Source organism: Micromonospora kangleipakensis, assembly GCF_004217615.1.
GTDB classification, from domain to species: Bacteria; Actinomycetota; Actinomycetes; order Mycobacteriales; family Micromonosporaceae; genus Micromonospora; species Micromonospora kangleipakensis.
The window spans coordinates 5,858,378-5,877,605 of record NZ_SHLD01000001.1 but is presented as its reverse complement, the minus strand read 5'-3'; the positions used below and the strand labels follow the sequence as shown (position 1 = coordinate 5,877,605).

Annotated in this window: 17 protein-coding genes; 9 read left to right on the top strand and 8 right to left on the bottom strand. The window is 73.0% G+C overall.

Features of this window, described 5'->3' with window-relative positions:
• Positions 1 to 58: 58 nt before the first annotated feature.
• From EV384_RS28060 to EV384_RS28050, 3 genes are all read right to left on the bottom strand, one after another.
• Positions 59 to 1,678 carry a serine/threonine-protein kinase gene (locus EV384_RS28060; RefSeq protein ID WP_130337950.1) on the bottom strand — a complete coding sequence of 540 codons (1,620 nt, stop codon included), beginning with the start codon at positions 1,676 to 1,678 and terminating at the stop codon, positions 59 to 61.
• Between the two features lie 145 nt (positions 1,679 to 1,823).
• On the bottom strand, positions 1,824 to 3,149 hold the full coding sequence (locus EV384_RS28055) for a glycosyltransferase family 4 protein (RefSeq protein ID WP_130337949.1): 1,326 nt from the start codon (positions 3,147 to 3,149) through the stop codon (positions 1,824 to 1,826).
• A gap of 142 nt (positions 3,150 to 3,291) precedes the next feature.
• Positions 3,292 to 5,232 carry an amylo-alpha-1,6-glucosidase gene (locus EV384_RS28050; RefSeq protein WP_130337947.1) on the bottom strand — a complete coding sequence of 647 codons (1,941 nt, stop codon included), beginning with the start codon at positions 5,230 to 5,232 and terminating at the stop codon, positions 3,292 to 3,294.
• A gap of 42 nt (positions 5,233 to 5,274) precedes the next feature.
• Between EV384_RS28050 and EV384_RS28045 the strand changes: the two genes are divergently transcribed.
• Positions 5,275 to 7,977 (top strand): MGH1-like glycoside hydrolase domain-containing protein, encoded by a 2,703-nt coding sequence (locus tag EV384_RS28045; RefSeq protein WP_130337945.1) that lies wholly within the window; start codon positions 5,275 to 5,277, stop codon positions 7,975 to 7,977.
• A gap of 66 nt (positions 7,978 to 8,043) precedes the next feature.
• Here EV384_RS28045 and EV384_RS28040 read toward each other — a convergent pair whose 3' ends face one another.
• Positions 8,044 to 9,393, bottom strand: a complete 1,350-nt coding sequence (locus EV384_RS28040) for a hypothetical protein (RefSeq protein ID WP_242624339.1) — start codon at positions 9,391 to 9,393, stop codon at positions 8,044 to 8,046.
• A gap of 174 nt (positions 9,394 to 9,567) precedes the next feature.
• Between EV384_RS28040 and EV384_RS28035 the strand changes: the two genes are divergently transcribed.
• The 4 genes from EV384_RS28035 to EV384_RS28020 all read left to right on the top strand — a co-directional run bounded on the left by EV384_RS28035 (position 9,568) and on the right by EV384_RS28020 (position 12,437).
• Positions 9,568 to 10,266 (top strand): HAD family hydrolase, encoded by a 699-nt coding sequence (locus EV384_RS28035; protein ID WP_130337943.1) that lies wholly within the window; start codon positions 9,568 to 9,570, stop codon positions 10,264 to 10,266.
• A 21-nt stretch (positions 10,267 to 10,287) separates the two neighbouring features.
• Entirely contained in the window at positions 10,288 to 11,073 is a 786-nt protein-coding gene (locus EV384_RS28030; RefSeq protein ID WP_130337941.1) for a DUF4184 family protein, read from the top strand.
• Between the two features lie 349 nt (positions 11,074 to 11,422).
• Positions 11,423 to 11,659 carry a GntR family transcriptional regulator gene (locus EV384_RS28025; protein WP_130337939.1) on the top strand — a complete coding sequence of 79 codons (237 nt, stop codon included), beginning with the start codon at positions 11,423 to 11,425 and terminating at the stop codon, positions 11,657 to 11,659.
• Between the two features lie 70 nt (positions 11,660 to 11,729).
• Positions 11,730 to 12,437, top strand: a complete 708-nt coding sequence (locus EV384_RS28020) for an AMIN-like domain-containing (lipo)protein (RefSeq protein WP_130337937.1) — start codon at positions 11,730 to 11,732, stop codon at positions 12,435 to 12,437.
• Between the two features lie 73 nt (positions 12,438 to 12,510).
• Here EV384_RS28020 and EV384_RS28015 read toward each other — a convergent pair whose 3' ends face one another.
• The 4 genes from EV384_RS28015 to EV384_RS28000 form a co-directional block, all read right to left on the bottom strand.
• Positions 12,511 to 12,786 (bottom strand): hypothetical protein, encoded by a 276-nt coding sequence (locus EV384_RS28015; protein WP_130337935.1) that lies wholly within the window; start codon positions 12,784 to 12,786, stop codon positions 12,511 to 12,513.
• A 47-nt stretch (positions 12,787 to 12,833) separates the two neighbouring features.
• Entirely contained in the window at positions 12,834 to 13,265 is a 432-nt protein-coding gene (locus tag EV384_RS28010) for a RusA family crossover junction endodeoxyribonuclease (protein ID WP_130337933.1), read from the bottom strand.
• Positions 13,266 to 13,450: 185 nt separating this feature from the next.
• Positions 13,451 to 13,807 carry a VOC family protein gene (locus EV384_RS28005; RefSeq protein ID WP_130337931.1) on the bottom strand — a complete coding sequence of 119 codons (357 nt, stop codon included), beginning with the start codon at positions 13,805 to 13,807 and terminating at the stop codon, positions 13,451 to 13,453.
• A 56-nt stretch (positions 13,808 to 13,863) separates the two neighbouring features.
• Positions 13,864 to 14,442: a DsbA family protein gene (locus tag EV384_RS28000; RefSeq protein WP_130337929.1), complete on the bottom strand. Its 579-nt coding sequence runs from the start codon at positions 14,440 to 14,442 to the stop codon at positions 13,864 to 13,866.
• A 234-nt stretch (positions 14,443 to 14,676) separates the two neighbouring features.
• Here EV384_RS28000 and EV384_RS27995 point away from each other — a divergent pair, with 234 nt between their 5' ends.
• Genes EV384_RS27995 through EV384_RS27980 form a run of 4 tightly spaced genes read left to right on the top strand, consistent with a single transcriptional unit; the run spans position 14,677 to position 19,058 of the window.
• Positions 14,677 to 15,966 carry an ABC transporter substrate-binding protein gene (locus EV384_RS27995; RefSeq protein ID WP_130337927.1) on the top strand — a complete coding sequence of 430 codons (1,290 nt, stop codon included), beginning with the start codon at positions 14,677 to 14,679 and terminating at the stop codon, positions 15,964 to 15,966.
• Positions 15,967 to 16,006: 40 nt separating this feature from the next.
• A complete protein-coding gene (locus tag EV384_RS27990; protein WP_130337925.1) occupies positions 16,007 to 17,002 on the top strand; it encodes a carbohydrate ABC transporter permease in 996 nt (331 codons plus the stop codon).
• A 1-nt stretch (position 17,003) separates the two neighbouring features.
• On the top strand, positions 17,004 to 17,840 hold the full coding sequence (locus tag EV384_RS27985) for a carbohydrate ABC transporter permease (protein ID WP_130337923.1): 837 nt from the start codon (positions 17,004 to 17,006) through the stop codon (positions 17,838 to 17,840).
• Positions 17,841 to 17,849: 9 nt separating this feature from the next.
• On the top strand, positions 17,850 to 19,058 hold the full coding sequence (locus EV384_RS27980) for an ABC transporter ATP-binding protein (protein WP_130337921.1): 1,209 nt from the start codon (positions 17,850 to 17,852) through the stop codon (positions 19,056 to 19,058).
• Positions 19,059 to 19,228: the final 170 nt, after the last annotated feature.

Genomic DNA, 19,228 nt, shown 5'->3' with positions numbered 1-19,228 from the left:
ACTGTAATCAGCCGGGTCGCCGAGGGGCATCACCCGGACGGTCCACTGGGGAGGGGGATCAGGGACCGGGCCGGAAGCTCTGCCGGATCATCAGGAAGTATGTTGCGTTGACCTGCCAGTCGAACTCCTTCGTCAGCCATGAGACGGTGTACGCGCGGCCCGGCGCGACGGCCAGCACCAGCCGGGCGCTGTGCACCTTGTCGCCGGCCCCGGTGACCCAGCCGCACTCCCAGAGCGCGCCGGCCCGGAACATGTCGATCGGCCCGATCTCGACCCGCCGGTAGTCGGCGAGCAACCCGTCGCCGGTCAGCCGCCGCTCCTCCGCCCGCCAGTACGCCACCGGGTCGGCCGGCGCCGCCGTCGCGCCCACGCTCAGCAGCCGCGACCCCCCGGGTTCCCGCAAGCAGGTCACCCCGCCGTCGGTCCAGCGCAGCCAGTTCACCGGCGCGGCGATCCGGAACCCGGACGGGTCGACGTACCAGGTCCAGTCGGGGATCAGGCCGAAGCGCTCGCCGGTCGGGGCCGGCGCGGAGCGGACCGGGGTGGCCCCGGCCGGCGGGGGAGCGGCGCAGGCGAAGGCCGCCGGCCGGGCCGCCGGGCTGCCGCCGCCCACCCCGGGGGCCGGCGGCCGGTCGTCCGGGCCGCCCAGCGCCAGCACCGTGCCCGCCGCGGCGAGCAGGGCGACGGCCGCCCCGAGCGCGGCCCACCGCTGCCGCCGGCGCCGGACCGCCGGCCGGGGCGGCCCCGGACGGTCCGCCGTCCGCCGTGCCGCGTCCGCGCCCTCCGTCGCCCCGGGTGGCTCGCCCGGGGTGGTCGCCGCCGCGCGTAGCAGCGGCTCCACCTCGGCGGCGGTCAGCCGGCGCCACGGCTCGCGCTGCAACAGCCCCTCCAGCGCCGGCCGCAGCGGGCCGGCCCGGCGGATCGGGTCGGGCGGATCGGTGGCCAGCGCGCTCAGCGTCGCCATCGCGCTGCCCCGGGCGTACGGGGACTGCCCCTCCACCGCCGCGTAGAGCGTCGCGCCGAGCGACCACAGGTCGGTACGCGGGTCGGAGATCCCGTCCCGGGCCCGCTCTGGCGCGACGAACTGCGGTGAGCCGAGCACCAGCCCCGGCCCGGTCATCGCCCCGTCCCCGCCGACGAAGGTGGCCAGCCCGAAGTCGGTCAGCACCACGCGGCCGTCGTGGGCGACCAGCACGTTGTGTGGCTTGACGTCACGGTGCAGCACCCCGGCGGCGTGCGCGGCGCGCAGCGCGGCCAGCACCGCCAGCCCGATCTCGGCGGCCCGCCGGGGCGGGAACGGGCCGTCGGTGTTCAGCAGCTCCTGTATCGAGCGGGACGGCACGTACTCCATGACGATCCAGGGGCTGCCCCGGTCGTGCACCACGTCGTAGATGCGGACCACGTTGGGGTGGTTCAGCCGGGCGGCGGTCCGCGCCTCGCGCAGCGTCCGCAGCCGCAGCTCGTCCCGTTCCGGCTCGGTCAGCCAGGCGGGTGGGACGACCTCCTTCACCGCGACGTCCCGGTGCAGCATCTCGTCGCGCGCCAGCCAGACCCGGCCCATCCCGCCGGACCCCACCTGGTCGAGCAGCCGGTAGCGCCCGGCGACCAGCAACTGCAGCACGTCGGCGCCCCCTCGGCCACTCCCGTACACGATAGCCAGCGGCCGATGATTTCTCATCCGGGGCGGGCGCCGGTGGCGGTCAGCCCGCCGAGTGGGTCGGGCGGCCCGACCGGAAGCTCTGCCGGACGCGGGTCAGGTCGGCGCCGGCCGCGCCCCGGTCACCGTCCACGGTGGTCCATCCGAGCGTCAGGGCGGCGCCGGGTCAGCTGGCGGCCCCGGTCAGCAGATTTCCGTCCGGGATGGCGACGACGGGTCGGCCACCGGCCAGCAGGGCGGCGGCCCGCCGGGCCTGGAACGCCCCGTGCTCGCGGCGGGCGACCGCGTAGCTGGTCGCGGTGTGCGCGGCGATGGTCGACCAGCCGTACCGCTCGGCGACCATGGTGCGGGCGCGGCGGGCGATCCGGCGGGCGAAGACCTCGTCGCCGAGGAGCTGGCCGACCGCGCCGGCGAGCGCGCCGGGGTCGCTGTGCGGGAAGGTCACCCCGGTGACGCCGGGCTCGACGATCTCGGCCAGCCCGCCGGTGCTCGCCACCGCGAGGGGCGCCCCGGCGGCGGCCGCCTCCAGCGCGATCATGCCGAACGGCTCGTAGAGGCTGGGGATCACGGTCGCGTCGGTGGCGGCGAGCACCGCCGGCAGCTGGGTGGCGTCCATGAAGCCGGCGAAGCGCACCGTGTCGCCGAGGTGCAGCCGCCGCGCCTCGGCGAGCAGCTCGTCCCGGTACGGCCCGTCGCCGGCGATGACCACCCGCAGCCCCGGGTGCCGGTCCCGCAGATACGGCACCGCGTGCACCAGGTGCTGCACGCCCTTCTCGTAGACCAGCCGGCCGGCGTACCCGACCAGCGGGCCGTCCCCGGCGTAGCGGGCCCGGGCGGAGGCGACGGTCCGCGGGCGGGCGCGCCAGGCCCGGTGGTCGACCCCGTTGGGGACCACGTCGATCCGCCCGGTCGGCACGTCGAAGAGCCGGGCCACCTGGTCCCGCATGTAGCCGGAGCAGGCGATCACCCGGGCCGACGCGTTGCTGAGCCAGTGCTCGACGCCGTGGATGGTGCGGTTCATCTCCTCCGGCAGCCAGCCCTGGTGCCGACCGGCCTCGGTGGCGTGGATGGTGGTGACCAGCGGCAGGTCGAGGTGTTCGGCGAGGGTGACCGCGGTGTGCGCGACCAGCCAGTCGTGGGCGTGGATCACGTCGTACGCGCCGGACTCGGCGGCGCGCAGCGCCGCCCGGGTGAGCGTGTGGTTGAACGCCATCGTCCAGGCCAGCAGCGAGCCGGTGGCGAGCGGGAAGGTGACCGGGTCCGCGGCGGCGCGGAGGACTCGGACGCCGTCGGCGTACTCCTCCAGCGGGGCGCCCTCGGCGTGCCGGGTGACGACGGTGACCTCGTGGCCGGCGGCGGCCAGGGCGACGGAGAGGGCGTGCACGTGACGGCCGAGTCCACCGACGAGCACGGGTGGGTACTCCCAGGAGAGGATCAGCACCCGCTGGTGCCGGGCGGGGTGGATGTCGATCACGTCGGCGTCAGGTGACATGGGCCCCCCTTTGAGTTGTCCCCGGACCGCGCGGCGGTCGGCACCACAGCGGGTGTCCGCCGTCTCGCGTGGGTCGGGGCCAATCCTGCCGAGCGGTCGATAACCAGCGGAGACGTGGTGGTTGCCGGTGTGTAACGCGTGCCTATCCGGCCCGCCGGACGCGCAGCAGCTCGGCGACCGACCACGCCTGGAACGGGCAGCCGGTCGCGGCGTGCGGGGCGAGCGCCTCGGCCGTCTCACTCACCGATCCCAGGCCGTACTCCGCCAGGTGGCCCTCGAGTCCCACCAGGAGGTCATCGGTGGGCAGTCCGGCCCGCCGGTACGCGTCGACGAGCGGCCCGATCAGCCACGGCCAGACGGTGCCCTGGTGGTAGGCCCCGTCCCGCTCCGCCGGACCGCCCCGGTGCCGGCCGACGAAGCCCGGCGAGTCGGGGGAGAGGCTGCGCGGCCCGAGCGGGGTGAACAGCCCGGCGGTGATCCGGCGTAGCGTCGCCTCGTCCGGTTCGAGCGGGGCGTACGGCAGCGACCAGGCGAGCAGCTGGTTGGGGCGGAGCAGGTCGTCGTCGTGGTGCGGGGCCCCGCCCAGCGGGTACGCCGGGGCTGGCGCGTCCACCACGTCGTGCAGCCAGCCCACCGGCGCCGGGAACCGCTTCCGGAACGCCGTGCTCGCCTTCGTGTGCAGCCCCCACAGCGCGGTGGCGTCCCGGCCGGTCAGCTCGGTCAGCTCGGCCAGGCCGGCCAGCCCGTTCACCCAGAGCGCATTGACCTCCACCGGCTTGCCGGTACGCGGCGTCACCGGCACCCCGTAGACCCGGGCGTCCATCCAGGTGAGCGCGGTGTCCGGCGGGCCGCCCTGGGTGAGCAGCCCGTCGGCCGGGTCGACCGCGATGCCGTACCGGGTGCCGGCCAGGTGCGCCTCGATGACGGCGTGCAGCGCGGGCAGCAGTTCGTCGCCGAGGTCGGTGTCGCCGGTGACGGTGACGTGCCGGCTCACCGCGTGCAGGAACCACAGCGTCGCGTCGACGGTGTTGTACTCCACCCGGCCGGTGTCGGCGGTGTTCGACAGCATCCCCTCCGACAGCGTCGCCGCGTACGCCCGCAGCAGCTCCCGGCCCTCGTCGGCACGGTTGGTGCGGAGCAGGAGCCCCTCGTAGGAGGTCATGGTGTCCCGCGACCAGGCGCCGAACCACGGGTAGCCGGCGACCACGTCCGGGCCGGCGGCGGTCCGCACCACGAACGCGTCGGCGGCCAGGGCGAGGGTCGCCTCCACTGGGTCGGCCGGCTTCGCCGCGGCCACCACGTCCCGGTTGCGCCGCCGGGCCGCCTCGACCAGCGCGGTCGCCGCGGGCGGCTCGTCGGCCAGGTCGTCGGCCCAGGCCAGCACCGACACCGTGTCGCCCGGGCGCTCCAGCGCCCCGGCGAAGCGGCCCGCGTACCAGAGGTCCTCGTCCGGGTTGAGCCCGCGGGCCGCCTCCTCGCGGTGCCGCACGCCCAGCCACCACTGCCCCTCGGGCGTCCAGTCCGGTCCGGCCAGCCGGTACGCCCCCTCGACCACCGCCCCGCCGGCGGCCGGCTCCATCCGGGGCGTCGGCCCGTCGGCCCGCCGCTCGCCGTGCGCGTCCCGCCAGGTGCATGCCGCCGCCAGGTCCAGCCGGACCGGGCCGCCCGACACCAGCCGGTGCACCACCGCCACGCAGGACCGGCCGTGCGCCATGGCGATCTCCCGCTCGATCACCACGTCGCCGATCCGCCAGCGCCAGCGCGGCACCCCGTCGACCAGGGCGAACTGCTCCAGCAGTTCGAAGCCGCGCGGGTCGACGGCACCGGAGGACCACTCGTGCGCGCCGAGGCGCACCCGGGCCCCGGACGGCAGGGTGACCGCCGGGTCCAGGCCGACCAGGCCCATCCGGCGGGTTGCCGGCGTTTCCCCGGCGACCACCAGCAGCCCGTGGTATCGGCGGGTGCGCAGCCCGCTCACCGTGCCCATGGCGTAGCCGCCCCGGCCGTCCGGGACCAGCCATTCCCGGGTCGCCCCGGTGTTCAGCTCCCCGCAGACCTGCGGCCCGAAACGAATGTCGATCAACTTTCCTCCACCGGCGGCGAGGTGCTACACGCCACGACGACAATGGCCGCTGTGGTGATGTACCCCGGCGGCGTCGAAGATGTGCAGGTGATCACTGACCGTCCGACCTCCGCTGCCCCCGACCCCGAGCGGCACCGGCTCGCCCAGGCCGATGCCGGGGAGCAGGACTGGCGCGCATGGGGTCCCTATCTGTCCGAGCGGGCGTGGGGGACGGTACGGGAGGACTACAGCGAACACGGCACGGCGTGGGACTACTTCCCCCACGATCACGCGCGGTCCCGAGCCTACCGGTGGAACGAGGACGGCATGGCGGGCGTCTGCGACGACCGGCAGACGTTCTGCTTCGCGCTCGCCCTCTGGAACGGGAAGGACCCGATCCTCAAGGAGCGGATGTTCGGCCTCGGCGGCGACGGCGGCAACCACGGCGAGGACGTGAAGGAGTACTGGTGGTACGAGGACTCCACCCCCACCCACTCCTTCATGCGCTGGCGCTACCACTACCCGCAGGCCGCCTTCCCGTACGACGAGCTGGTCGCGGTCAACGCGCTGCGCGGCCGGGACGACACCGAGTACGAGCTGGTCGACACGGGGATCTTCGACGACGACCGGTACTGGGCGGTAACCGTCGACTACGCCAAGGCGTCCCCGACCGACATGTGCATCCTGGTGACGGTCGCCAACCGGGGTGACCGGGCCGAGCGGCTGCACGTGCTGCCCACCCTCTGGTTCCGCAACACCTGGGCGTGGGGGCTGCCCGGCGGCGACCGGGTGCCGAAGCTGGTCGGCGAGGATGCCCGGCTGGTCGGCGAGCACTGGGTGCTCGGCCAGATCGTGCTGGAGGGCGACGGCGCGCCGACCCCGCTGCTCTGCGACAACGACACCAACGCCGAGCGGCTCTGGGGGCTGCCGGGCCGGTCGGCGTACCCGAAGGACGGGATCAGCGACCACGTCGTGGCCGGCGCGGCCACGGTCAACCCGGACCGGGAGGGGACGAAGGGGTCGCTGCACTACGTCCTCGACGTGCCGGCCGGCGGGCAGCGGCAGATCCGGCTGCGGCTGACCCGGACGGCCCCGCCGCCGGCGAGCACCCCGCCGCCGCCGGCCGATCTCGGCGACGACTTCGACAGCGTGCTCTGGGCCCGGCGCGCCGAGGCGAACCGGTTCTTCACCGGCGTCATCCCGGAAGGGGCCAGCGCCGACGAGGCCCTGGTGGCCCGGCAGGCCATCGCCGGGCTGCTGTGGGGCAAGCAGTTCTACCACTTCGACGTCAAGCGCTGGCTGGAGGGCGATCCGGGTTCACCGCCGCCCCCGCCGGGCCGCCGGCACGGCCGCAACAGCCACTGGTGGCACATGACCAGCTTCGACGTGATCTCCATGCCGGACCCCTGGGAATACCCCTGGTACGCGGCCTGGGACCTGGCCTTCCACTGCGTCACCATGGCCCGGGTCGACCCCGGCTTCGCCAAGGAGCAGCTGCTGCTCCTGCTCCGGGAGTGGTACCTGCACCCCAACGGGCAGATCCCGGCGTACGAGTGGGCGTTCGGCGACGTGAACCCGCCGGTGCACGCCTGGGCGGCGCTGAAGGTCTTCGAGATCGACGGTTCCCGGGACCACGAGTTCCTCGCCCGGGTGATGCACAAGCTGCTGCTCAACTTCACCTGGTGGGTCAACCGCAAGGACACCGGCGGCAACAACGTCTTCGAGGGCGGCTTCCTCGGGCTGGACAACGTCGGCCCGTTCGACCGCTCGGCCGCGCTGCCGGTGGCCGGGGTGCTCGAACAGTCCGACGGCACCGGCTGGATGGCCATGTACGCGCTCAACCTGCTCGACATGGCGATCGTGCTCGCCGAGCACGACCGGGCGTACGTGGACACCGCGACGAAGTTCTTCGAGCACTTCGCCTACATCGCCGCGGCCGCGTACGACCAGGGGCTCTGGGACGACGAGGACGCCTTCTTCTACGACGTGCTGCGGCTGGCCGACGGCAGCCAGGTGCCGCTGAAGGTCCGCTCGGTGGTCGGGCTGCTGCCGCTCGCCGCGACCACCCGGCTCACCGCGCGGACCCTGCACCGGCTGCCCGAGCTGGGCGCCCGGCTGCGCTGGTTCCTCACCAACCGCCCCGAGTACGCCGACGTGATCGGCGCCCGTCGGCTCGGCCCGGACGGCCGCCAGCAGCGGCTGCTCTCCATGGTCGGCCCGGACCAGGTGGTCCGGCTGCTCGCCCGGATGCTGGACACCGACGAGTTCCTCTCCGAATACGGTCTGCGTACGCTCTCCCGCGCCCACCTGGACAAGCCGTTCTCGGTCACGCTGGGCGGGCAGGAGTTCTGCGTCGGCTACGAGCCGGCCGAGTCCACCAGCGGGCTGTTCGGCGGCAACTCCAACTGGCGCGGCCCGATCTGGATGCCGACGAACTTCCTGCTGATCAGCGCGTTGCGCGACTACGCCGCCTTCTTCGGCGACGACCTGCAGGTCGAGTACCCGACCCGGTCCGGGGTGAAGCGCACCCTGGACGAGATCGCCGACGACCTGTCCGCCCGGCTGATCTCCCTCTTCACCCGGGACGACTGGGGCCGGCGGCCCATCTACGGCGCCGCCCAGCTCTTCCAGACCCACCCCGACTGGCGGGACCTGATCTGCTTCCCCGAGTACTTCCACGGCGACAACGGCGCCGGGCTCGGCGCCTGGCACCAGACCGGCTGGACCGCGCTGGTAGCCGACCTGATCCTGACCCTGCGTCGCTGATCCGCCGGACCGGCCCCGGGGCGCGGCGGCCGGAAGGATCGACCGCCGCGCCCGTGCCGGCACGGGTCAGGGCAACGGGAAGAAGGCGATCTTGCCGTGGTACTCACCGGCGACGGTGCTGGTGTCGCTACCGATCCAGAGTCCCCGCTCGGTGGCGTACAGCTCGGCGGTGCCGACCCCGCGTTCCTTGGTCGGGTTCCACGCGAGCGCCTTGCCCGTGGTGGGGTGGATCGCCCCGATCCCGGGCCGGGACACCGCGCCCGCCCCCGCCGAGTTGCGGCCGTACGGGTTGTCCAGCCAGCGCTGGTGCCCGCCGACGTAGACCGCCGGGCCGGTGATGGCCACCGAGAGCAGGGTGTCGCCGCCGGTGTAGTTCACCCAGGTCGGCTGCTTGCCGGAGGTCTCGGTCCCGAACTCCCACCGGGCTGCCGCGTCGCAGAGCAGGCCGGTGTACGTGTAGCCGGTCGTCACCACGGCGAACCAGGTCCCGTCGGGCGAAATGTCCACCCCCCGCATGTAGGTGGGCGTTCCGCCCGAGCACGTGGGTTGGTACCGGGTGGTCGACCAGCCGGAGAGGGTCGCCCCCGTGGAGCTCAGCCCTGCCACCGCGAGCTGGTGCCGGGCCTGGCCGGCGACCGTGCTGAAGTTCCCCACGAAGATCAGCCGGCTGCCGTCGGCGGAGACGTCGAGCGCCTCCACCTTGACCGGGGCGGTGACGCCGGTCGTGGTGGTGCGCGGGCCGTCGAGCCGCAGGTTCACCGATGAGTCGGCGGCCCCGGAACCCGCGTTCAGCGCCGCCAGACCGCGCCGGGTCACCCCGCCCACCGTCTGGAACGCCCCGCCGAGGATGAGCCGGGCGCCGACCAGCCGCATGTCGTTGACCTGCCCGTTGAGCGCGGCCGGGGCGAAGCCGGCGACCCGGGCCCCGGTGGCCGCGTCGACCCGGGCGACCCGCGGGGCGGCCACGCCGTTGACCGAGGTGAACGACCCGCCGATGTAGAGCGACCGGCCGTCCGCCGCGGCGGCGAGGGCCTTGACGGTGCTGTTGACCACCGGCCGGAAGGTGGTGTCGATCCGGCCGGTGGTGGCGTCGAAGGCCACCAGCCGGGGCATCGCCAGGTCCGTGGTGCTGCCCGCGTTGCGGACCTTGGTGAAGGAACCGGCCATGTAGACCCGGTTGCCGATCTGGATGATCCGGTAAACCGTGCCGTCGAGCGCGTGCGGCGTCCAGTTCGCCGGGTCGGCGCTGACCACGGTGGCGTGTGCGGCGTTGACCGCGAGGGCCGGGGTCGCGGGAAGGGCGCTGCCCGCCGCGACGAGGGCGGCCAGCAGTCCGGCGGCCGCGCTCCGGCGACGCCGCTTCCGTCCGCTCGGTCGGGCCCGGGTCGTACGTGGATGATCGCGAGAGGTCGTCATCGCCGAAGCATCACCCGGCGACTCCGGTACGCGCAGTCGGGTGGCCGCCGCCGGTACGTCGGCGTTCGGTCAGTCCGCACCGGCCGTCCGGCCGCCACCGGAGGACATAACCGGATGTCCCGGTCCGCCGGGCGCAGTAGCGTGTCCCCGGTCCGGACACGGAAGGGGAACGCGATGCCGCAGTGCCGGGAGGCGACGGTGCTCATCTTCGACGCCGACGACACGCTCTGGGAGAACAACGTCCTCTTCGAGCGGGTGATCGACGACTTCCTCGCCTGGCTGGACCATCCCACGCTGGACCGTACCGAGATCCGGGCCATCCTCGACGACATCGAGCGGGCCAACGCCGTGGCGCACGGCTACGGCAGCAAGGTCTTCCTGCGCAGCCTGGGGGAGTGCCTGGAGCGGCTGCGCGCGCGGCCGGCCACTGAGCGGGAGCGCCGGGAGCTGGACGAGCTGGCCGCGGCGCTGGTCGGGCACACCGTCGAGCTGATGCCCGGGGTCGCGGAGACGCTGGACGACCTCGCCACCCGCCACGAGTTGCTGCTGCTCACCAAGGGGGAGCAGGAAGAGCAGCAGCGCAAGCTGGACGCCTCGGGCCTGCTGCGCCACTTCCGCGCCGCGCACATCGTCCGGGAGAAGGACGTCGAGACGTACCGGTGGCTCGCCGCCGAGCACGCGTTCGACCCGGCCGGTGCCTGGATGATCGGGAACTCCCCGCGGTCGGACATCCTGCCGGCCCGGGCCGCCGGCCTGAACGCGGTCTTCATCCCGAACGAGAACACCTGGGTGCTGGAGCACGACGAGCTGGACCCGACCGACGCCGGGGTGGTCCGGCTGGCCGCTTTCCCCGACCTGCTCCGGCACTTCTGATCCGCCGGTAATGTCCCAGCCGTGCCGCTGACGTTCCCCTCGCACCTGGCTCCGGTGCTGCCGCTGAAGCTGTGGCGCCCGCACTGGTTCGACGGGGTGGCGCTGGCCACCGGGGCGGTGTCGCCGGACGTCGGCTACCTGTTCAGCGGCACCCGGTACGACCTCGGGCTGCGGACCCACACGCTGGGCGGGCTGCTCTGGTGGTGCCTGCCGGTCGCGCTCGGCTACGCCTGGATCGTCCGCCGGACGATCGCCGGGATCGCGGTGCACCTGCCCGGCGACCGTGCCTTCGCCTGGCGGGACCATGCCGCCCTCGGCGGCGTCCGGCATCCATGGCAGGTCACCGTCTGCTCGGCGCTGATCGGCGCGGCCAGCCACGTCGCCTGGGACCGGGTCACCCACACCGACCGCTGGCTGCGCGCCCTGGGCGTCGACTGGCACGCGCTCACCGGCATGGACTGGTGGTTCTTCGGCGACCTGCTCAGCACGGTGGGCGGCGCCGTCGTCGTGGTCGGCCTGGCGCTGCGCGCCGCCCGCCGGCATGAGATCTTTGACGGCGTGCGACCGCCGACGCCACCGCCGCGGCCCACGGTCTTCTGGGGGATGGCGCTGATCGTCACGGCCGCCGGCGCGGCGGTGCTGCCGGCGCTGCCGTACGCGACGGTGCCGGCCCCGGGCGGGGTGCGGCTGCTGCATCTGGGTGCGCTCGCGCTGATCGCCGGCGCCGTGGCGGCCGGCCGGTCCGAGGCGCGACGGGTGGGCGGGCGGACCGGCCGCTCCGAGGAGAAACAGCGCCACTCCGGCTGACCCTGTTACGCCGACATGCCGTATTTCCACGTTGGTATCAATCACATTCTCCCGGGTCCGCAAAAGCTTGTTCGACCTGCGGCGGGATGCCTAACCTGGGCCCGCGTTCACGGCTCTTCGGGGTGAGTCGGGGGCGCGCCGAAGTCCGGTAGTTGGGCACCGTGGAGCTGAGTGCATGCGGGCCGGCTCGCCGTGTTGAGCCCGGCGTTGGCGGCGTGCCACGCCTGCCGCGCTCGCAACGGCGAATTCCGCTACCACGCCGGACGGCTGGGGGTCAGGACCGGGGAGTTGCGGACCCGGTCCTGACCCATCCCCACCGGTCGCCGGCCGGCTCCTCGCACTGCTCGGCGTGTCCCCCGACGCCCCGGCGCGGGTGGATCGGGCCGCCGCCCAGCTCGGCGTCTCCGCGCACCGGGTACGACGGGCGCTGGAGGACCTGGCCGACGCGCACCTGGTGCAGTGGGAGGGGCCCGGCGGCTGTCGCCTGCCGGCGCTGGTCCGCGAGTACGCGGCGGAGCTGGCGGCCGTGCCGGCCGCCCCGGGGCACCCGTTGACCGGCTCGCGGGTCGACCCGATGGCCGCCTGACGTCGACGATCCCGCCGACACGGCACGAACGGCTCTGTCCAGGGTGCCCAGCCCGGCGGGAGACTGAGCCATGACACCTCAGCGCGTACCACTGCTCGCCAGCCTGGTCGTGCTGCTCGTGGCGGCCTGCGCGACCGACCGCGACGGCGCGACGTCCGCACCCTCGACGGCGCCCGCGCCCGGCGCGTCCACCGCCGCCACCGCGCCGGGCACCACCCCGCCGTCCGACACCACCCCGCCGCCGACCAGCGCGGCGCCGAGCCAGTCCGTCGGCGACTGGCGGGTGACGTACGGCTGGGCGGTGCCCACCGCGCCCGCCCAGGTGACGCACACCGTCCGGGTGCCGGTCACCCCGGCGCCGGGGGAGCCGCTGCCCGTCCTGGTCGAGGTGGGGGTCGGCGACCACCCGGCCGAGGGCTTCAGCCGGATCACCTTCGCCTTCCGCGGCCCCACCCCCGGCTACCAGGTCGGCTACGTCGACCGGGTGGAGTCCGACGGCAGCGGCACCCCGGTCGACCTCCCGGGAGACGCGTTCCTCTCCGTCCGCTTCCACCCCGCCCAGGGGCACGACAGCAGCGGCCGGAGCACGGTGAGCGCGCCCGCGCGGACCATCGGCTACCCCACGCTGCGCGGCTGGGCCCCCGCCGGTGACTTCGAGGGGTACCTCAGCTTCGGGCTGGGCCTGCGGACCACGAGCGGCCCGCTGCCGGTGCGGCTGGGGGAGTCCACCCGCCCGGACGGCACGCACGTCGTCTCGGTCGACGTGCGCCGCAGCTGAGGTGCGCGGGAGGTGAGCCGCACGGAACCGACCGGCGCCGACCCGGGGGCCGGCGCGGTCGGTCAGGCGTGCCTCAGGAGGTCTCGCCCCGGACGATCGCCACGGCGACCCGACAGAACTCGTCCATGTCGGGGTTGAAGCCGGCGGCGATGTCCGGGTGCAGGCCGGCGCGGGTCTCGTCGAGCAGCCGGCGGCAGACCTCCTCGACCGGCTCGCCGGCGTAGCTGGACCGGACCCGGTCGATGGCCGCGTGCAGGGCCGAGGTCAGCTGATCCTCCAGCGGGCCGCGCAGCTTCTGCTGCACTGCATCGAGCCCGCTCGGGTCGAGCGTGACATGTGGCTCCGACATCGGCGCTCCCTTCATCGGCGTCCGCGGTACCCCACCGCGGCCGTCGGTCAAACCACGGTGGGTACGGCGGCCACCCGGACCTGGTACGAGAAGTCCTCCGCCGGCTCCTCGACGTAGGACAGCCGGCGGATCTGCCGGTCGTCGTCGTAGAGGGCGACGTCGACCAGGACGCCGAGGTGGGCCAGCCCGATGTTGGCCACCCGCTTCTTGTCCTGCAGCACCGCGCAGACCCCGCCCAGCAGGGTGCTGGCGTCGGAGGTGCGGTGCCCGGGCGGGCAGCGCAGGGTCAGGTCCACCTCGATCGGCCCGGCGAGCGGGGTCCAGCCGGTGCGCTGGGCGGCTTCGCAGGCCGCCTGGAGCAGGGCGCGGACCCGGGTCGCCTGCCGGTGCCCGGCGGCGAAGATGGACAGGGCCTCGGTCTTGACCGGGGGCAGGCCGCTCACCTCGAACGTCAGGGCGAGAGCGCGGGTGTCCTGCACGACAACCTCCTCGTTGGGGACGATCCTGCCCAACCGGTGACGCGGCAGAGGGGGGTTCCCGCGATTACCAACCGATCGGACGGGTCGGGGGTCGGCCGGAGGCGTATCGACTTCGACGGCGACGCGCTGGCTGCGGAGCTACCGAAACGCTAGTGCACCGGGCGCACGCTGGGTAGTCTCGCCGTTCACTGGGTGGGACGGGCAGGGAAGGCGCAGAACTCGTTGCCCTCCGGGTCGGCCAGCACCCACCAGTCGACCTCCGCGTCCGGCTCCCGGACCAGCCGGGCGCCGGCGGCCAGCAGCGCCGCCGGGTCCGCGTCGGCGAGGCGCAGGTCCAGGCGCACCCGGGTCTTGCCGGTACGCGGCTCGGGCACCCGGTTGACCCAGATCGACTCCGGTCCGGCCCCGCCGGGGCGGAGGTCCATCCGGGCGTCACCGTCACCGGTGTCGACCACCTCGCCGTCGAGGATCCGGGCCCAGAACCCGGCCAGCGCCGGGGCGTCGGCGGCGTCCATGCAGAGATCCTTGAAGCGCGCGATCATCCGGCCATCATGCCGCCCCCGACCGACACCGGCCCGCCGCGCCGCCAGGGGAGGGGTCAGTGGCGGGCGCGCTTGATCTCGTGGAAGGACGGCAGCCGCATCAGTGGCAGCAGCGAATCCCAGACGGTCAGGGCGTCGTCGGTGCCGGGCACCTCGGTGAGGATCGGGCCGTGGATGCCCCGCTCCGCGCCCGGAACCATCAGCACCGGCGAGCCGACGTCCGGGCCCGCCGAGGCGTACGACAGGGCGTGCGACTCGCGTACCGCCCGGTCCCAGCGCTCGTCGTCGAGGGCCGGCGCGGCCGCGGTGAGGCCGGCCGCCTCGACGGCCGCGGTCACGATCTTGTCGCCGAGCGGGTTGTCGCCGTCGTGGGTGCGGGCGCCCAGTTCCGCGTAGAAGCGGCCGGCGTCGTCGTGGCGGCCCTCGGCGCGCAGCGCCTCCACCAGCCGGAGGGCCCGGCCTGAGGCGGCCATCGCGTCGGCGTACTCGGGGGCGATCCGGCCCTCGTTGAGGATGGCCAGGCTGAACGCCCGCCACTCGACGCGCAGCCCCCGGGCCTCGGCGACGGCGACCAGCCAGCGGGAGGTGCGCCAGGTCCACGGGCAGGCGGGATCGAAGAAGAGGGTGGCGTCCATCCGCCGAGCGTAAGGGCCGTCCGGCCGGCGCGCAGGGTGGTGATCCCGCCCACCCGAGGTCATGTCTTTCCCGTTCCGTGACGCTCAGGTTTCGCAGCGTCGCAGGTCGGGCACTGTTGGCGCACGAAACGCCCGGGGCCGAGTGGATTTGCCGCAACCAGCGCCCGGCCGTGTCGCCGTGCGCCGGGGCACGGGTGCCTTACCCCGGCTCTCGCCGAAGAAAGGGGGAGGGCGATGACGACAGACCCCGACGAGGCCGCGGACCGGCGGCGGCCACGATTCCGCGCGGCGGCCGCAGCCGCCGCGCTGATGTTGGTGGCGCCGCTGGCGGCCTGCGGGTCCGGCGGCGCCGGCGGTACGCCGACGATCAACCTGTACTACCCGCCGGAACAGAACCTGCAAAAGGTCGTCGACGACTGCAACGCGCAGGCGCAGGGGCGCTACGAGATCGTCTACCGGGTGCTGCCCCGGGAGGCTGACGAGCAGCGGGTGCAGATGGTGCGCCGGCTGGCCGCGCAGGACAGCGGGATGGACGTGCTCGGCCTCGACGTGACCTGGACGCAGGAGTTCGCCAGCGCGCACTGGATCCGGGAGTGGACCGGTCAGGACAAGGCGGAGGCGGAGCAGGGCACCCTCACCGGCCCGCTGGACACCGCCCGGTACGAGGGCAAGCTCTACGCCGCGCCGAAGAATACCAACGTCCAGCTCCTGTGGTACCGCACCGACCTGGTGCAGCAGCCACCGAAGACCTGGGACGAGATGATCTCCGCCGCCCAGCAGCTCAAGCAGCAGGGCAAGCCGTACCAGGTGCTCACCATGGGCGCCCAGTACGAGGGGCTGGTCGTCCTCTACAACACCCTCGCCGAGAGCGCCGGCGGGAAGATCCTCAGCGACGACGGCAAGCAGGCCGTGATGGACGCCGGCACCGTCAAGGCGCTCGACCAGCTGAAGAAGTTCGCCACGTCGGGCGTGACGTCGCCGTCGTTCACCAACGCCAAGGAGGACCCGGTCCGGCTGGAGTTCCAGTCCGGCACGGGCGCCTTCCAGGTCAACTGGCCCTTCGTCTATCCGGCGATGCAGGAGGCGAACCCGGACCTGGCGAAGAAGGTCAAGTGGGCCCGGGTTCCCGGCATCGACGCGAACACCCCGAGCAAGGTCACCATCGGCGGCGTCAACATGGCCGTCAGCACCTACTCCAAGCACCCGACGGAGTCGTTCGAGGCGGCCCGGTGCATCCGCAACGCGAAGAACCAGAAGTTCTCGGCGGTCAACGACGGCGTGCCGCCCACCATCGAGCAGGTCTACGACGACCCGGAGATGGAGAAGGCGTACCCGATGAAGGAGACCATCCTGGAGGAGCTGAAGGAGCCGGCGGTCCGTCCGCTGACCCCCGCCTACCAGAGCATCTCCACGGTCATGTCGGCGATCCTGTCGCCGCCGTCGGGCATCCGGCCCCAGCAGACCGCGAACGAGCTGCGGGACGCCATCGCCGACGCCCTCGAATCGAAGGGGGTCCTGCCGTGAACCGGCGAATCCACCGCGACCACCGACCGGAGGTGACGGCATGAGCAGCAACGCCACCCCCGCCGGTGCGGAGGTCACCACCGAGGCCGAACGGTCCACCGGCCGGCACTCGGCAGTGCCCGCCCAGCGGGCCAACCGACGGGCCAAGGCACCGCTGAGCGAGAACAAGCGGGCCGAGCGCCGGCTCGGCTGGGTGCTCTGCGCGCCGGCCGCGCTGGTCATGGTGCTGGTCACCGCCTACCCGATCCTCTACTCGGTCTGGCTGTCGCTGCAGCGCTTCGACCTGCGCTTCCCCGACCAGCGCGAGTTCATCGGGCTGGAGAACTACGCCACCGTGCTGACCAACCAGTTCTGGTGGACCGCGTTCGGGATCACCGCGCTGATCACCGTGGTCACGGTCGCGGTCGAGCTGGTGCTCGGCATGGGGCTCGCGCTGATCATGCACCGCACGCTGGTCGGCCGGGGCATCGTCCGCACCGCGGCGCTGATCCCGTACGGCATCGTCACGGTCGTCGCCGCCTTCTCCTGGCGGTACGCCTGGACCCCCGGCACCGGCTACCTGGCGAACGTCTTCGACGGCAGCGCGCCGCTGACCGAGCGGGCCAGCTCGTTGGCGATCATCATGCTGGCGGAGATCTGGAAGACCACGCCGTTCATGGCGCTGCTGCTGATGGCCGGCCTGGCCCTGGTCCCGGAGGACCTGCTCAAGGCGGCCTCCACCGACGGCGCGACCTCCTGGCAGCGGTTCACCAAGGTGATGCTGCCGGTGATGAAGCCGGCGATCCTGGTCGCCCTGCTGTTCCGCACGCTGGACGCGTTCCGGGTCTTCGACAACATCTTCGTGCTCACCGCGGGCGGCAACGAGACCTCGTCGGTGTCGATGCTCGCCTACAACAACCTGATCCGGGGTCTGAATCTCGGCATCGGCTCCACGATGTCGGTGCTGATCTTCATCACGGTGGCGATCATCGCCTTCGTCTTCGTGAAGCTGTTCGGTACCGCTGCCCCCGGCAGCGACGACGGGGAGAGGCGCTGAGATGGCTGTCGAAACCACCACGCGGGCGAAGCTGCGCTGGGGTCTGCTGGACGTGATCGTCGTCGTCTTCGCGCTGATCCCGGTGCTCTGGATCGCCTCGCTGTCGTTCAAGACCCCGGCCACCATCACCGACGGGAAGTTCTGGCCCCGGGAGTGGACGCTGGACAACTACCGGACGATCTTCGACACCGACCAGTTCGTCCGGGCCCTGGCCAACTCGATCGGCATCGCGCTGATCGCCACCCTGATCGCCGTGGTGCTCGGCGCGATGGCCGCGTACGCGATCTCCCGACTGGACTTCCCCGGCAAGAAGCTGCTGGTCGGGGTCTCCCTGCTGATCGCGATGTTCCCCCAGGTGTCGCTGGTGTCGCCGCTGTTCGAGATCGAGCGTCAGCTCGGCCTCTTCGACACCTGGCCGGGGCTGATCCTGCCGTACATCACCTTCGCCCTGCCGCTGGCGATCTACACGCTGTCGGCGTTCTTCAAGCAGATCCCGTGGGACCTGGAGAAGGCGGCGAAGATGGACGGCGCCACCCAGGGTCAGGCATTCCGGCGGGTCATCGCCCCGCTGGCCGCGCCGGGGTTGTTCACCACGGCGATCCTGGTCTTCATCTTCTGCTGGAACGACTTCCTCTTCGCCATCACGCTCACCTCGACCGAGCGGGCCCGCACGGTGCCGGTGGCGCTGTCGTTCTTCACCGGCGAGTCGCAGTTCGAGGACCCGACCGGGGCGATCTGCGCGGCCGCCGTGGTGATCACCATTCCGATCATCCTGTTCGTGCTCTTCTTCCAGCGCCGCATCGTCTCCGGCCTGACCTCCGGCGCAGTCAAGGGATAGGTGGTAGTCATGTCTGACATCGTGCTGGACAAGGTGAGCAAGCGGTTCCCGGACGGGACCGTCGCGGTGCAGGACGTCGACCTGGAGATCGCCGACGGCGAGTTCGTGATCCTGGTCGGCCCGTCGGGCTGCGGAAAGTCCACCACCCTCAACATGATCGCCGGGCTGGAGGACATCAGCTCCGGCGAGCTGCGGATCGCGGGGGAGCGGGTCAACGACAAGGCGCCCCGCGACCGGGACATCGCCATGGTGTTCCAGTCGTACGCGCTCTACCCGAACATGACCGTCCGGGAGAACATGGCCTTCCCGCTGCGCCTGGCGAAGCTGGACAAGGCCACCATCGACGCCAAGGTCGACGAGGCGGCCAAGGTCCTGGAGCTGACCCCGCTGCTGGACCGCAAGCCGGCCAACCTCTCCGGCGGCCAGCGCCAGCGGGTGGCGATGGGCCGGGCGATCGTCCGGCAGCCCAAGGCCTTCCTGATGGACGAGCCGCTGTCCAACCTCGACGCCAAGCTGCGGGTGCAGATGCGCACGGTGGTGTCCCGGCTGCAGAAGCAGCTCGGCACCACCACCGTCTACGTCACCCACGACCAGACCGAGGCGATGACCCTCGGCGACCGGGTGGTCATCATGCGGGGCGGGGCGGTGCAGCAGGTCGGCCCGCCGCAGGAGCTCTACGACCACCCGCGCAACCTCTTCGTCGCCGGCTTCATCGGCTCGCCATCGATGAACTTCCTGCACGCCGCCGTGGAGGACGGTCGGCTGCGGACCGCGCTGGGCGACGTGTCGATTGGCGAGCGGGTGCGCCGGGAGCTCGACGGCGCCGACGCCCCGCGCGAGTTGATCCTCGGTATCCGCCCCGAGCACTTCGAGGACGCCGAGCTGATCGACGAGGAGACCCGCCGCCGGGGCATGGAGTTCGAGGCGCCGGTGGACATCGTCGAGTCGATGGGCTCGGACAAGTACGTCTACTTCACCGTCGAGGGGGAGCGGGCCACCGCCGCCGAGCTGGAGGAGTTGGCCGCCGACGCGGGGGCGGCGGACTTCGCCGGCGCCGGGTCCAGCCTGGTCACCCGCCTCTCCGCCGAGTCGGCGGTGCGGGAGGGGGAGAACCGGCGGGTCTGGTTCAACCTCGACAAGATCCACCTGTTCGACCCGTCCACCGGCCGGAACCTGACCCTGCACGAGGGCCGGGCGGCGGGCGCGCTCGCCGACTGACCGACGCGAACGGGGGCCGGTGACAGCAGCCGCCGGCCCCCGTTCGCATCGAGAGGGCCAGGGGTTCAATCCCCCCAGTTCCACCCCAGGTCAAAGGCCGTTTCCCGTGGCGGGAGACGGCCTTTTCCGATCTTGTACAGCAGTGGAGCACAGCAACCACAGCGAGTAGT